This window comes from Arthrobacter sp. Soil_C_49 (genome assembly GCF_057656635.1).
Map to the genome: position 1 here is coordinate 53,669 of NZ_JBDGJZ010000018.1, position 13,901 is coordinate 67,569.

General features: G+C 59.6%; 11 protein-coding genes and 1 pseudogene. 10 read left to right on the top strand and 2 right to left on the bottom strand.

Going from position 1 to position 13,901, the window contains the following annotated elements; genetic code table 11:
* Positions 1–45: 45 nt before the first annotated feature.
* From AC3A4Z_RS20950 to AC3A4Z_RS20980, 7 genes and pseudogenes are all read left to right on the top strand, one after another.
* Entirely contained in the window at positions 46–852 is an 807-nt protein-coding gene (locus AC3A4Z_RS20950) for an FRG domain-containing protein (protein WP_498714014.1), read from the top strand.
* 344 nt (positions 853–1,196) lie between these two features.
* Positions 1,197–2,225: a hypothetical protein gene (locus tag AC3A4Z_RS20955; RefSeq protein WP_498714016.1), complete on the top strand. Its 1,029-nt coding sequence runs from the start codon at positions 1,197–1,199 to the stop codon at positions 2,223–2,225.
* On the top strand, positions 2,222–3,172 hold the full coding sequence (locus AC3A4Z_RS20960; protein WP_498714018.1) for a hypothetical protein: 951 nt from the start codon (positions 2,222–2,224) through the stop codon (positions 3,170–3,172). The genes AC3A4Z_RS20955 and AC3A4Z_RS20960 overlap by 4 nt, the downstream gene beginning before the upstream one ends.
* 47 nt (positions 3,173–3,219) lie before the next feature.
* Positions 3,220–4,224 carry an ImmA/IrrE family metallo-endopeptidase gene (locus AC3A4Z_RS20965; protein WP_498714088.1) on the top strand — a complete coding sequence of 335 codons (1,005 nt, stop codon included), beginning with the start codon at positions 3,220–3,222 and terminating at the stop codon, positions 4,222–4,224.
* A gap of 1,392 nt (positions 4,225–5,616) precedes the next feature.
* Positions 5,617–7,095: a ThiF family adenylyltransferase gene (locus tag AC3A4Z_RS20970; protein WP_498714020.1), complete on the top strand. Its 1,479-nt coding sequence runs from the start codon at positions 5,617–5,619 to the stop codon at positions 7,093–7,095.
* 448 nt (positions 7,096–7,543) lie between these two features.
* Positions 7,544–7,656, top strand: a pseudogene (locus AC3A4Z_RS20975) (CsbD family protein); the annotation flags it as partial.
* An 83-nt stretch (positions 7,657–7,739) separates the two neighbouring features.
* On the top strand, positions 7,740–7,901 hold the full coding sequence (locus AC3A4Z_RS20980) for a hypothetical protein (RefSeq protein ID WP_498714022.1): 162 nt from the start codon (positions 7,740–7,742) through the stop codon (positions 7,899–7,901).
* 1 nt (position 7,902) lies between these two features.
* Here AC3A4Z_RS20980 and AC3A4Z_RS20985 read toward each other — a convergent pair whose 3' ends face one another.
* Complete coding sequence (locus AC3A4Z_RS20985; protein ID WP_498714024.1) at positions 7,903–8,187, bottom strand: helix-turn-helix domain-containing protein; 285 nt, start codon at positions 8,185–8,187, stop codon at positions 7,903–7,905.
* Complete coding sequence (locus AC3A4Z_RS20990; RefSeq protein WP_498714026.1) at positions 8,188–9,675, bottom strand: APC family permease; 1,488 nt, start codon at positions 9,673–9,675, stop codon at positions 8,188–8,190. It abuts the gene before it with no gap.
* A 171-nt stretch (positions 9,676–9,846) separates the two neighbouring features.
* Here AC3A4Z_RS20990 and AC3A4Z_RS20995 point away from each other — a divergent pair, with 171 nt between their 5' ends.
* From AC3A4Z_RS20995 to AC3A4Z_RS21005, 3 genes are read left to right on the top strand one after another with little or no spacing between them, the layout of a single operon-like run.
* Positions 9,847–11,307 carry an APC family permease gene (locus AC3A4Z_RS20995; RefSeq protein WP_498714029.1) on the top strand — a complete coding sequence of 487 codons (1,461 nt, stop codon included), beginning with the start codon at positions 9,847–9,849 and terminating at the stop codon, positions 11,305–11,307.
* A 55-nt stretch (positions 11,308–11,362) separates the two neighbouring features.
* A complete protein-coding gene (locus tag AC3A4Z_RS21000; protein ID WP_498714033.1) occupies positions 11,363–13,360 on the top strand; it encodes a primary-amine oxidase in 1,998 nt (665 codons plus the stop codon).
* A 2-nt stretch (positions 13,361–13,362) separates the two neighbouring features.
* Complete coding sequence (locus tag AC3A4Z_RS21005; protein ID WP_498714035.1) at positions 13,363–13,890, top strand: hypothetical protein; 528 nt, start codon at positions 13,363–13,365, stop codon at positions 13,888–13,890.
* Positions 13,891–13,901: the final 11 nt, after the last annotated feature.

A 13,901-nucleotide genomic window follows, 5' to 3' on the forward strand; every position in this document is an offset into this window, starting at 1 on the left:
GTACTTTCAGAAAAAATACGGCAACTGTGAGCTACAGTGTCCGTCATGTCAGGGATAACAGAATTCGAAGTCATATCTGTTGCAAATTTCGTAAACCACATTGCATACATCAACAGCGAAACTCGTGCGCCCCTCTGGTATCGAGGGCAATCCAATGCAGAGTGGGACGTCCAAGCGGCATTGTGGCGCGAGGATCCCTCAAGGCTGGCGTACACGCGAGAAGACGAGAGAAATTTCACCCACAGATTTCGTACCCGGGCTGCCATGCGTTATCCAACCGAGCGCCTCGCCTACGATGACCACCCGGGTTGGCTGAGTCTCATGCAGCATTATGGTCTACCCACGCGGCTTCTAGATTGGAGCCGCTCACCTCTAGTAGCCGCCTACTTCGCAAGTCAAAAATATAGTGACCCGCGCGTAGAACCACGAGATGCGGCAGTCTATGTCCTCTCCCCTCACGAACTGAATCGCCACTACGCAGAGATGGATGTTACTCCCGCCATCAATTCAAGACAGTGCAAAGAATGGGTGAAGCCTGCTTTCCTCGACGAGGAAGGGGATGAGAACTACCACGAGGGGCCAGTCGCCGTAATGGCAACTGAACTCGACCTGCGCATGTTTGTTCAACAAGGGTGCTTCACTGTCCACAAACCTGGCACTCGTCCTTTGAACTCCGAGCAAGTTTGTGGGCTCAGGTGGCGACTGGTAATTCCCTCCGACCGAGTGCAGGACTTCGCCCATCAACTACATGGCTTGGGCTTTCGAGGCGGGGACCTTTTCCCGGACTTAGAAAACCTCGCGAAGGAATTGGTGCGTTCCCATCCCCCGGGAACGATCACTGCCAGGAAGTGAATGGCATGATCGCCGCAGAAAGGGGTCCGTCAGCGTCGCAGTGGCTATCCTCCCTATCTAACTGACGCCATGACGCCCAGAGCCGGCGTTATGAGCGACGCCACGGGTAGAACAGGCACGGGAAGGCTCTTTCCATGCGCAGTCCCTTTGCCCTCTCAGGCAGAGCTGATAGCCGACGTTTTGTAAAGCGGAATAGTGATTATTGCATCAGATGCATGATCGCCCCTCCTCTGGCCGTGACTAGCCGCCACGTGGCGATGGCGTCCAGCCGTGTAAGATCCGGACCATAGCGAAACGCAGGGATATGTGGGCGTGTCGGAACAGAAGTAGCTGGCGGGGGCGGCATGGATCACGAAACGAGCGTGGCGGCAACGGTATTGGTGGAAGAACTCCGTGCGTTTCGGTCCTTTGGCCCTGCGACGGTGGATCTTCTTCTCGAGACGGCCCGTGAGGAGCTCGGGAGGTTCCCTAGCCTGACAGCCGATGCTGCATCGACTTACGAAGATTATGCCTATGACTTCTTCTTCGATCGCGGTAAGGCATTAACGGCAGCAATCCGACTCGAGGCTGAAGATGACGCTGCCCTGGGCCGCATGATTCGCCGGTGGCTTCGCAATTGGTTGATCGATCTCAACAGCCAAACAGCTCTGGGTGCGCTGCGGGATCGCTTGGAAAAACGAATGAGCCGAGATGGACGGTTTGGTCGGGCACCGGTCGGGCATTACTGGCGCCTGAACGATGGACCGGCAGAAGCCGCCGCTGCCGACTTGGCAGCTCTTGCATCGGTCGCCCGACGCGTACACGTTACGTTTTTTCCGGAACCCCCAGACGGAAGCCGCCGCGCGCAACTGGGAAGGGCCGGCGAGCTTGAAACCTTGCTCGAGCAGCTCTTCAAGACCGCACAGGGAAGCCTGCATATCTCCACACTCGTGCACGTTATCGCCAACCGTTTCCCGCACGTACTAGACCCCCTCACCGTCTCAACCGAGGACGAGGCAACGGCATTGACTGCAGCAGGCGGGATGCTGCCCCTGGAACAGGTTGTTGAAGAGGAGGAACAGGAATATATCGAAAAACTAGCCCAAGCAGCTTTCGAGTCCTTGTCCACTCAAGAGCGCAATCTCATCCTCGTCCTCGATGACCCGAAGGCGGCTGCAGCCATGCTCGGACTCGGGAAGAGCGCAACCGCTCTGCGAATTCGTGCGCTCAAATCGAAACTCATAGAAGTCTCGGGAGACGAAACGAGCGCGCGGGACGTGGCACAGCAGATCATCGCCCTTTGTTTGGGAGTCCATGAAAGCCCACCAGCGTCAGGTCCCGGGGACACCGCGCGCTTTGTCCCGTCAGTCCAGGATGGAGGACGAAAACTATGAGCAAGACCCACCCGGATAAGCGGGCCAAACTGCTGGAACTGGCAAGCCGGACTAAGACGCCCGCTGCCGCGAACCAGGAAAGAGTGACAGCGGCCGACGTTGATTCATCGGACTTCGACATTCGAAACAATGACCTGTGGCTCGCCCGGTGGTCCGGAGCCACCGTGATGCTCTTGGTCATCAGCGAATCCACACCCCAGACTGTCATGGCCGCACCCGTAACATTCGAGCCCGGGCTACTGGATCAGGAAGCAGTTACCATCGAACCGTCAGCCAACACCCTCGGACTACCGATCACAGTTTGGCTCGGCATCACCCGCGAAGTGCCGATTCAAACTCTTGAACGTCGCCTCGGCGAACTCCCCCCTTACGCACTGGACACGGCTCGGAGCACTGGCAAAACTGACTTCCTCCCTGACACCGAACAACACCTTCTCCACTGGTCATCCCCAAGTGCGGAGAAAAAAGCGGAGTTGGAGGACATCTTGGAGAGCTGGCTCACAGACCTCAAACCGTTACCGTCCTCGACAACAAAAACGGGGCCAACACACGAAAAGCCCCCCTTTACCCTGCAACAGGTAATGGAAGCACTGAACGTTCCCCAACGAAAGGCAATGAACGTCATACGGGGTACCTTTCAGCTCAGTCCTGCAGAGACCGAGCAGTTGGCTTTGCATACGGGTCTTCCAGCAGATGCCCTGAGTTCCTTGGCCGCACCGTTGCCGGACGAGTTGTTATTTGAACTCCAGCAGCCGCGTTGGAGATTCCTCATCCGGACGGAGGCGAAAAAGCTAAAAACGGATGAATCCGACGCTCGATTGGCTGTTGCACGCGAAGCCTATGCGCTAGCGGCGCGACAAAAAGGCGAAGGCACAAACGTCTGGAGGCAGAGGTTAAGGACGATTGCGCTCGGACATCTGGGTAGCGGGACAAATGAGGGGAGATAGCGTTGCCCAAGCTTTTTGATGGAACGGCTAAACAGGTTGAGGGCATGATGGCCGTGCTCGAGCAGCGCTGCCCTGGAGCTGCTGATAGGTTGGCCTCAGATGCCATTGCCGAGATTGGCACATGGGATGACCTTACGATTGCACCGGTCCCCGAAGAGGCAGATGTTCCCGATGGTTCCAGCGGTGGGTGTTCCGTCGCAGGCGCCTACCTCTGGGGAACCGAACCGCCGACCCTTGTCTTCGCGGAGTCCATGTCAACCCGCCGACAGCGTTTTACACTGCTGCACGAACTCGGACATCACATCCAGAGCACGGACGTCGGCCTTGGTTCTGCGCTGATGCAACTCGAAGACTCTGAAGAATTTGAAGACGCAGCTTGTGATGCCTTTGCAGCCGAGATTCTTCTGCCCTCGACTCTTGTCGGCCAGATCGCGCGACGCGGTCCCACGGCGGAGAGCGCCGTGAATCTATTTCGCTCTTCCAAGGCCTCCCGGGCTGCTATCTGCGTCCGCCTAGCCACGGAGCTCAAGAGCCCGGGCATCATCGCAGTCCTGGATTCAGACGGAAGTGTGAACTTCGCAGCTTCCCGCGGTCAGATTTTCCCTCCCGCTAGAGGTTCGGATCAGTCCGAAAACCCGTTGGTCGCCGCGGCGCTGGCTGATTCCTATCCCGGTCGAGTGATCCAACGCGACGACAGTCTGATTCACTACTCCACGGGGCACACATCGAATCGCCTCTATGGCCAGATCAGCTGGTGCGATGGACTCTATGTTGCTGTCATGGTCGAGTACGGCGCCCCGTGGAAGAGCTTCTCTCCACCACAGGACGGCACAGCGTCATCGTCCGGTAGTAGCAGTTGGGAAGACTGCGATACGTGCGGCAGTAATTTTGTGATCGCCAAAACATGCTCCCGCTGTCGGGAGCCCCGCTGTCCTCAGGGACACTGCGGGTGCACGAGAGCCGCTGAACGGCTGTGTGAGGAGTGTTTCCTCCTCAAACTTCCGTCTCAGTTCGAGGGTGTCTCCAAGGTCTGCATCGAGTGTTCCTCGTGACGGCCGGACAATTTTGACGTTGTCCCGTCAGTCCTAGTTGAGACGGGAAGAGTTCCGGTCTCTGCAACTTGGAGAGGACGACCGTGGACAGTCACGAGACCCTAAAAGAACAGAAGCATTCTCAGGCAATCACAATTACAGTGGTCCACGAGGACAGCGGGCGAGAGGTAGAAGTCAAGGCCGGCCCCGGAACCCCAGTCCGGACGATGATTGAACGCGCCTACGCAGAGCTGGGAATCGAGCGCAATCCCGCTGATCGTCTGCGGGTGGAGTCGTCAGGGACAAACGTCTTCGAACACCTGAGTCAGCACCTTGGTGACTTCCTGCAACTCCTCGGGGCGGACACTGTTTGGCTTCTGGCTGGCCCCACGGGTGGTGCATAAGGTGCCGGCAGTTCCGCTTGCAGACGCCGAATATGCTGCGCTGACATTCGCCGCCCATCTGGAGTCGTTCTGGGCATCTGGGCGGCCAGAACGATGGGGATGGAGCTACACACTACTGGATCCCCTTCACGCCCAGGTCCAAGCTGTGGGCGTTTCAGCGGATGGCACGATCGACGATTACTGCATCCTGCTGGATGCCCGCAGTTACGACGAACTGCCTCCTGGCGTCTACTTCATATCACCGACAAACCCGCAGGGTCCGAGACCGCAGCCTGGCAGTCGGTGGCTGCCCTCCCACAGTTGCGTGCCTTTTGGCTTCGCTATTCATCAGACGTACAACTATCCCGATGGTTCAATGGACCAATTGGTGTGTTTCTCGCAATCCCGCGACTATTACATCTCCAACCACACCCCGCTGCCTGGCGAGAAGTGGCAGCCTGGAGCCCACACTCTGGCCGCCACCCTGAGCCGGCTACACGAAGTCCTCAGTCCCCCTTACTACATGGGTCGAGCCGGTGCTCTGGATACCTGAAGACATTTGGCAGGGGCTGCTTCGGAATTTCGCCCAAGCCCCCGAGGGAGTAGAGCGAGTCGCTTTTCTGGACGGAGTTCCCATGCCATCCGGTCAAGGCGGCGTCGTTACCACGCTTACCATTCCGGCTGCCGCTCTCACCCCGGGGAACTACCGGATCGGTGCGGCCGAAATGAGTGCCGCGGGCAAGCACCTGAGGGATTATCGGTTGCAAAGACTCGCTCAGGTGCACACTCACGGGGGTGCTTGCACGGCGCATTCATCCACCGACGATGCCATGGCCTTTTCCCAACACATGGGAGCCCTTTCAATTGTGCTTCCTCACCATGCCGCAGGGGACCCAGCACCGTGGGACGGGACCGTTCACGTCCGCGACGCGGACGGGTGGGTCGGCCTAAGGAGCGGCGATGCACGCTCAATGATCCGGCTGGTTCCGTTTCAGATAGACCAGAGCCAATACCCGAAGGAGGTAGTTACGTGGAAAGCATCGAAAACCGGCATACTGGCACGGCTGGAGGCGCTTTGGTCGCGTCTGACCAAAGTAAACCCCTGAAGCTCCACGTCGCGATTTCTCTCTCTGCTTCCGGCACGGTGGCGGGTCAGAGGGCGCTCTGGATGCTAACCAACCTCTTAACTAGAGCAGTCGGCGCGGTTGCCAGCCTCACTATCTCTTGCCCTGAAAGCAGGCTTTTGCCCGGTGTTTCTCCCGGATACGCCGTCGGTTCCCCCCTCCTCCCAGCGGTGCTCAAGCCTGCGGAAGCGATCAAGGGGGTACCGCTAACGCCTGCAACAGAGGCCCCTGAACGGAGCTTTGTAATCGGCATCGGCGACATTGAAGACGCGCAGCTCTTCCTGGCCTTTGGCGACTGGTGGGGAGGGATCACTTCCACCGCTTACGAGGACAGTGCAGCGACACTACCTTTCGGTCCCTATATCGCGGCCGCGCACGCTGCCGGGCAGGTCTTCCGGGCATCACGTGGGCGTACAGAGTTCGTCCCCTTCATCTACGACGGCTGGCAACACATCACGTCACCTGAGATTCCGATCAATCCTCCTCCGGTACCAGAGCGGCTCAAGAGCAATCTTCTTCTTGCTGGAGTCGGGGCGGTCGGGACAGCGACGATGCTTGCGCTGTGGGCGACACCAGGACTTGAGGGTACGGTCCAAATCGCAGATGCGGATACTGTCGATCCGACAAACCTGAACCGCTGCGTCCTCTTCGATACATCCTCCATCGGGCTTCCAAAAGCAACTACTGCGGCCAGCGCACTGGAGTTTGGAGGAGCTGGAACACTGACGTGGGATCCGCATAACGGACTCGCCCAGGAGCACCCCCGCCGACAGCAGCCCCTCAAACTGCTGCTGTCGGCCGTAGACAAGAACCGCTCACGCTTAGCGCTACAGCGACTGATTCCGACAACCACATTCGGTGCGTCCACCTACAACCTCCGCGCCAGTCTCATGCGCGCAGGACCCCCCGGCGCCCGGGCATGCCTGGTCTGCCACAACCCACTTGAGCCGGAGATCAGCGACCATGAACTGCGCGAGCGATATTTAGCAGCGGACACCGAAACCCGGGCACGCCTTGCAGAGTCCCTCGCAATATCAAGAGTCGAGCTGGATGCCTGGGCGCGCACGGCGCGGTGCGGTGAACTGGACAACCGGGCACTCCCCTTCCTGGAAGAAGAGTTTGACGCGCAGCCAAGGCAATTCTCGGTTGGCTACCTGAGTGTCCTTGCCGGAGTGTTGCTTGCTGCCGAGGCAGTCAAGGAAAAGGCGGCTTCTCAAGGAAGTCTGAACGACGACCTAAATTACGTCAGCATTCAAACGGTAGGCCCATGGTCACCACGCAATGGCGCGACCAGATACCTGCGTCAAGACGACTGCCTCTTCTGCGGCACGGGGAGCTCGACAGCAATGCTGCAGATGTGGAAAGCGCGGTTCTCCCATCGTTGAAGGTTCAAAACCCAACTCGACGGGCCGGGACTAGGCTGTCGAACTGGATTCAGCCGAGACTGCAGTACGGATCGGTGCGGTCGTCCTCGTTTGGGAGCGAGTTCATTAGGCTTATGTGTCTCACCACTCCTTGGGTTGACAGAATATAAGCTATCGGCTCTTTAGGCCCGGATCCAGAAGGGGCTATATTGCGCCCCGTTTCTTGGAGAATCTGGGTGCTGAACGGCCTTTCGCTGCCTGCAGCGAAGAGAGCTCGCCCTGGCGCCCGCACCACTTCACCAGCGGGCTGCAGTCAGGCAGAAGCTGCACGTTCCATGCATCTCGTACGTGGTGCAGGCCAGCCCTGCCGGCCTTGCTGCGGTTCGAGGGGCTTGAGAACAAGATCCTAAGCATGCTTATGATGTTTGTAGCCGCATGCGAACGGCTGTAAACCAGAGGAGGAAACACCATGGGATTGGGCGACAAGATTGAAACGCTGCCGAGAAGGCCGGCGGTAAGGGCAAGGAAGCGGCAGGCGCCGCTACGGGCGATGAGAGCCTGCGGGCCGAGGGCCAGGCCGACTAGGCCAAGGGCGATTTGAAGCAGGCCGGCGAGAAGGTCAAGGACGCTTTCAAGAAGGACTGACCCAGGCCACACCATGGGGCGTGCTCAGCGAACGGGGCGCGCCCTTTGCTGTGCTCCAGGAGGTTCAGAAGTGGGAGCCGGAAAAAGTGCCGCTTGTAGTTGATAAACACCAGTCTGGCGCCAAGCTATTTGACGAAATCTCATTATCGGCGTTTGATAGCCTCAATCAGCTCGGGCTGTAGGCTATGGCCGTGGTCGGTGTTCTTGTTCTGCCAGCCGGGCAAGGAGCGACACTTTGCTGCCAAGGGCGAACCCGCTTAGGTCTGGCATTCGGATGAGATATTCGTCCTGCACGAGCAGGTTCAGTAAGCGATAGGCAGTGGCCCTTGGCATTCCGAGGTTTTGCGCTACTTGTTGTCCAGTAACGCCTGGGCCGCAGCGGGCGACTTCTTCCAGGACAGCGAAGGCATTCTGGACTGCCTTGGGTTGGCGTGCCCGCAAGTCCACGTTGTCGAAACTGGGCGGCACTCAGCCCTCTCCCTTCCCGCCGAGCAGATTACGCTTTGTCGGCATGTCATATATGCCAAGGCCCGGTAATCCAGTCTTGAGAGGACGCCGCCTTAGGAAAAATGAGAGGCCCACGAGAGCCATTGCGACGAGAAAGGCGAAGCACCCAGCCCCGTAGCCGTTCTGGAAGGTCCCCGCCAGATACAGGAGGAAGGCTGACATCAACATCAGCGCGGTAATTAGGGCTATCACGACAGGGACAGCGGTGGCCTCGCCGATCCGGCGCAGGAAAAGCGGCAGGGCAAGGCATAGGAATATATATGCCGTCATGAATCCCGCGGCGGCCGCCGTGATGAGGGTATTCATAACGGCCCATGGGGTGAAGCCGGCCAGCAAGAACGTCAGGGGAACAGCCACGGTAACGGGCAGAACGACAGTGATCGCGCGCATCGGTGTCCCTGATTGAGGGTGGACGTCACCGAACCAGACAGGAAGAACTCCTTCCCTGCCCATGGTGAACAACACCCTAGACAGTGCCGTGATGCTTGCCAGGGCACAGGCGATGAAGGACAGCGTGATCGCGGCGTCGAGGAGGCTTAGCAAGCCAGGGATCCCCGTCCCGGTGGCGAGGTCCACAAGAGGAGCTGTGCTTGCCGCCAGCGCTTGGTCCTGCCACCCAAATCCAGCCAGCTGTGTGTATGTGGTCAGCAGGAAAAAGAGCCCTGTGGCCAGGACGGTCCACAGGAGCGCTTTCGGGAGTGTCTTCAGAGGGGACCGTGTTTCTGCGCCCAACACGGTAGCGCTCTCGAAGCCCACGAACGCCATCAGCGCCAGGACGCTTCCGCTTGCGACTCCCGAGGGCGTCGCTCCTGCCAGGTCGAGCACGTCCAAATGGGGCACGCCTTGTCTGGCCAACACGATCATGACCAGGACCAAAACCAACAGAACGGAGGCGCATTCAACAGTCAGGGTGGTCCGGCTAGATACACGCACGCCCTTTCGCATCACAAAAAAGCTAAAGGCGGCCACTGCAAGGGTGCATGCCGCAACTGACAGGGTCGCCGCCGACCCGGGAACCGGCATCAGATGCGAGACCCAATTGGCGGCAAAGATACCCGCCCCTGCCATCGCAAACATGGCCACGAAACCGTAGCCGACTAACAGTGCAGCCCCCGTGAGGAGCGCAGGATAAGGCTTGTAAGACTGGGCCGCGTAGCTGTACAGGGAACCTGCCACCGCTAGTCGACGGGCGAACTGGCTGATGGTCGAACTAACCAGTGCGACGAGGGCGGTGGCAAACAGCACCGACAGCGCGGTCCCGGGTCCGGCTGCAGCTGCTACCAGTGCGGGCATCGTAGCCACGCCTGCTGTAGGGGCTATGGCACCGATGGATTGGGAGACCGCGTCGACGATCCCCAGTCTGCGCCGTGCAAGACCGTCTAGTGGTGACTTATCGGCAACTGCCGGAACATGGGGAGGATTTTGAAGGGCAAAGCGTAGGGCTTTCATAGGCAATATTTCCTGATAGGGGTGTGCCCACAGGATACGGGCCACGTGTTGCGGCCAAGTTTCGAAGTCTCATTTGCGATGTCTATAGCTTTTACCGAGTCTCATTTGGAAAGCAGCCTGGGTTTACCGTCGCTTATTCGCTGGGAAACGGGGGTCGGTCATGGTTGGGACATGACTACTCCGACCTCTTCGACGGCCACTGACACGGGCCACCCTGCCCAGGGCAAACTTACTGGCTCGCTGGGTGCGGGAGCCATCGTCTTCATGGTCGTCGCTGCGGCGGCCCCCTTGACGGTCATTGGCGGGGCCACACCGCTGGGCTTTCTACTGGGCAACGGAGCCGGGTTTCCCAGCCTATACCTGGTTTCAGCGCTGATCCTTGTTTTGTTCTCCGTCGGATTGTCGGCGATGACCCGACAGGTTCCCCGGCCCGGGGCGTTCTACACCTACGTCGATTACGGCCTGGGCCGGGCACCGGGCATGGCCGCAGCGTATCTGGCCCTGCTGACCTATACCTCGGTCCAGGCTGCTGTGTACGGCTACATCGGTGAACTGCTCCGGTTGACCCTTACCCCGCTGGGAGTGCCCGATATGCCCTGGTGGCTTTACACCCTTGCAGTGGTGGGAGTCGTCGCTGTGCTCGGCTATCGCCACATCGACCTTAGCGCCAAAGTCCTGGGTGTCCTGCTGGTCGCCGAAATCGCGATCGTCGTGGTCCTTGTTGCAGCCGTCGTGCTGACCGGCGGCCCTGAAGGACTATCCCTCACGCCCTTTGAACCTTCCACGGTTCTGTCGGGTGCGCCAGGTATCGGGCTGATGCTCGCCATGGCTGCGTTCATTGGTTTCGAATCCACCGTCGTTTTTCGCGACGAAGCAAAAAACCCTGACCGTACGATCCCGAAAGCCACGTACATAGCGGTGACCGGCATCGGAGCGCTCTATGCCCTGGTCTCCTGGGCTTTGGTTATGGCATGGGGCCCAACGGGGGTCACCGCGGCTGCCGCGGAGGACCCTGCCGGGATGCTCATCACCACCACCTTGAATTATCTTGGACCCATCGGTGCGGGAGCGGTCAATGTCCTTCTGCTGACCAGCCTGTTGGCAGCCGCCCTGTCCTTCCACAACGTCCTCACCCGCTACAAGCACGCCATGGCAGGCACCGGCGTTCTCCACGTCTCCCTGGCCACCGTTCACACCCGGCACCTGGCACCCTCCACATCCTCACTGGTGCAGTCCATCACCGCTGCGGCCCTTGTTGCCCTGTTTGCCCTGTCAGGTCTGGACCCCATCCTGGAAGTCTTTACTTGGATGGCCGGTGTCTCAACACTTGCAATTTCAGTCCTCATGGCCCTCACATCCGCCGCCGTCATCGTCTACTTCCGCAGGACGACCACCGACCGTCGTATCTGGAACACCCTCATCGCTCCCTTCCTCGGTTTAGTGGGCCTCGCACTGACGGCAGCGATCGTGGCACTGAATTTCCCGCTGCTCGTCGGGGACCTCGACCCTGCAGACACACCGGTATTCGGGCCGACAAGCATCGCTCTGCTATCCCTGACGGCCGCCGCGTTGATCGCTGGGCTCGTCCAGGCGCGCCTCACGCGTCGCCCGAAGACAGAAGCCCGTCTCTAACCCGGAAACATCACAGCTTCCCGTATTCACCAACGTAAGAAAGCAGAAACACCTCATGACCCTCCCGGCAGTTGACATCTCCGACCACCACCCCGGCCACATCGAGCCTCTTCCGAGCAACCCATTGTCGAATCTGACAGCCGGGGAGTTCATCAGAATCCGCGAGATTGTCTCGGCGGAGCCCATGTTTACGCCCACGACACGTTTTGCGTATGTGGGGTTGGAGGAGCCGCATAAGCGGGAAGTCCTCGCCTTCAATGAGGGGACGGGTCCGCGTCCTGAGCGTCTTGCCCGGGTGATGTTGTTGGATATGGCTACCGGGGCTTCCACGGACAGTATTGTCTCCCTTGATCAGGGTCGTGTGGTCCGGTCTGTTGACATCGACTCGGGTGAGGGGCAGGTGCCGATTCTGTTGGAGGAGTTCGACGCGATCGCCGGGATCTGTGCGGAGGATCCTCGCTGGGTTCAGGCGTTGGCAGACCGTGGGACTGTTCCGGAGAAGGTGATGTGCATTCCGCTGTCGGCGGGTTCCTATGGGTTTGAGGAGGAAGTCGGGCGGCGCATCGTGCGCGTGCTGGCGTTCCGTCAGGATTACCCCGAAGACCATCCGTGGGCGCACCCTTTGGAGGGTTTGTGCGCTTATGTTGACGTTACGGACCGGAAGATCACGCGGCTCATTGACACAGGGGCTGTTCCCATCCCGGTCGAGTCCGGCAACTTTGATGATCCCAAGGTTCAAGGTGAACCGTTGGCGTCTTTGAAGCCGATCGAGATCAGCCAGCCAGAAGGCCCGAGTTTCAGTGTTGATGGTGAGTCGGTGAGTTGGGCGAACTGGAAGTTCGACATCGGCTTTGATGCCCGGGAAGGACTGATTCTGCGCAACCTTTCCTTCACTGATGACGGGGAGGACAGGCCGGTCATTTACCGTGCCTCGATCGCTGAGATGGTCGTACCGTACGGTGACCCGTCCCCTATCCGGTTCTGGCAGAACTACTTCGACCTCGGCGAATACCTTTTCGGACGGTTCACTAATTCACTTGAGCTGGGTTGTGACTGCGTGGGCGAGATCAAGTACTTCGACGCAGTCCTGGCCGATGAGGCCGGCACCCCGTACACCATCAAGAACGGCATCTGCATGCACGAGGAGGACTTCGGAACCCTCTGGAAGCACTCCGATATGTTCACGAACTCCAATGAGGTCCGCCGGTCCCGGCGCCTGGTCATCAGCAGCTTCACTACCGTGGGCAACTACGATTACGGTTTTTACTGGTACCTCTACCTGGATGGCACCATCGAGCTTGAGGCAAAGCTCACCGGCGTCCTGTTCACCTCCGGCTACACCGAGGCCGGCGCCCCCTATAACTCCGAGGTGGCCCCCGGATTGGGCGCCCCGTACCATCAGCATCTGTTCAGCGCACGCCTGGACATGATGGTCGACGGCGTGGCCAACGCCGTTGATGAAGTGGACGCTGTGCGCCTTCCCTACAGCGATACCAACGACCGCGGGGAAGCGTTCACCAAATCAGTCACGCGCCTTGCCACTGAACAAGCAGCGGCCCGGGAAGCCAAGGGCTCCGTCGGCCGGGCCTGGCACATCGTCAATACCGAGAAGACGAACCGGCTGGGCCAGCCCACCGGATACGTACTGTATCCGGATGACAAGCCCACACTGATGGCGGACCCGGACTCCTCGCTCGCAGCGCGGGCAGCCTTTGCCACCAAGCACCTGTGGGTCACCCAGTATGACCCGGCCGAACGCTACGCTTCAGGGGATTTCGTCCACCAGAGCCCCGGAGGCGGCGGACTCCCGGCCTTCACCGCCTCGGACCGTTCCGTGGACGGCGAAGACATCGTCCTCTGGCACACCTTTGGGCCTACGCATTTCCCCCGCCCGGAGGACTGGCCGGTCATGCCCACGGATTACGCCAAATTCACCCTCAAGCCCTACGGCTTCTTCGGCAAGAACCCGGCGTTGAATGTTCCACCTAACAAAGCCGCTGCAGGACATTGCACAACTCCGGCCGCCGCAGACGCGCACGGGTGCCACGGCTAGTCGTGTTTGAAGCCCTGCACCTGGGCAGCCTGGCATTCGCCGCGGCTGGCGCACTCTGCGCCGCCGCGGCCAAGGGCCCGGACAAGGCCAGCGGTGTTGTCATTGCTTTGCTCATGCTTGCGGCCATGGCCGACTCCATGGTGCACATCGTGGGCGTTCCTTCCCCTGGGTGGGCGGCCATACTTCTACTGACAGCTTTGGTGGCCGGCTTCCTCAGCAGACGCGTACCCAATACCCCTCAAAAGGAGGGCTTGCACGGTATGGTGCTTCACCGAAACATCGGTCTGATTGTGATGTCCCCGCTTCTTATCACAATGGAAGCCCACACAGGTTTTGAGATTGCCGGGAGCCACGCCGGGCACGGGACAACAGGTCTTCTCAGCCTATTAATTGAAGGCGGATCGCTGCTGTACATAGCAGCCAGCGTATGGATGGCCCTCCGGCGCCGCCACACGACTGTAGCCGCCCGCCTGGAACCGGCGTGCATGGGTCTATCTCTGATTGCAATGGGTGGGGTCTGGCTGCCGTAAACAGCAGGATC

What these genes read in the sequence shown, in the direction of transcription:
- AC3A4Z_RS20955 (WP_498714016.1), top strand. Translation starts at nt 1,197, where the DNA reads ATGGATCACGAAACGAGCGTGGCGGCAACGGTATTGGTGGAAGAACTC.
- AC3A4Z_RS20990 (WP_498714026.1), bottom strand. Translation starts at nt 9,675, where the DNA reads ATGAAAGCCCTACGCTTTGCCCTTCAAAATCCTCCCCATGTTCCGGCA.
- AC3A4Z_RS20965 (WP_498714088.1), top strand. Translation starts at nt 3,220, where the DNA reads ATGGCCGTGCTCGAGCAGCGCTGCCCTGGAGCTGCTGATAGGTTGGCC.
- AC3A4Z_RS21000 (WP_498714033.1), top strand. Translation starts at nt 11,363, where the DNA reads ATGACCCTCCCGGCAGTTGACATCTCCGACCACCACCCCGGCCACATC.
- AC3A4Z_RS20960 (WP_498714018.1), top strand. Translation starts at nt 2,222, where the DNA reads ATGAGCAAGACCCACCCGGATAAGCGGGCCAAACTGCTGGAACTGGCA.
- AC3A4Z_RS20950 (WP_498714014.1), top strand. Translation starts at nt 46, where the DNA reads ATGTCAGGGATAACAGAATTCGAAGTCATATCTGTTGCAAATTTCGTA.
- AC3A4Z_RS20995 (WP_498714029.1), top strand. Translation starts at nt 9,847, where the DNA reads ATGACTACTCCGACCTCTTCGACGGCCACTGACACGGGCCACCCTGCC.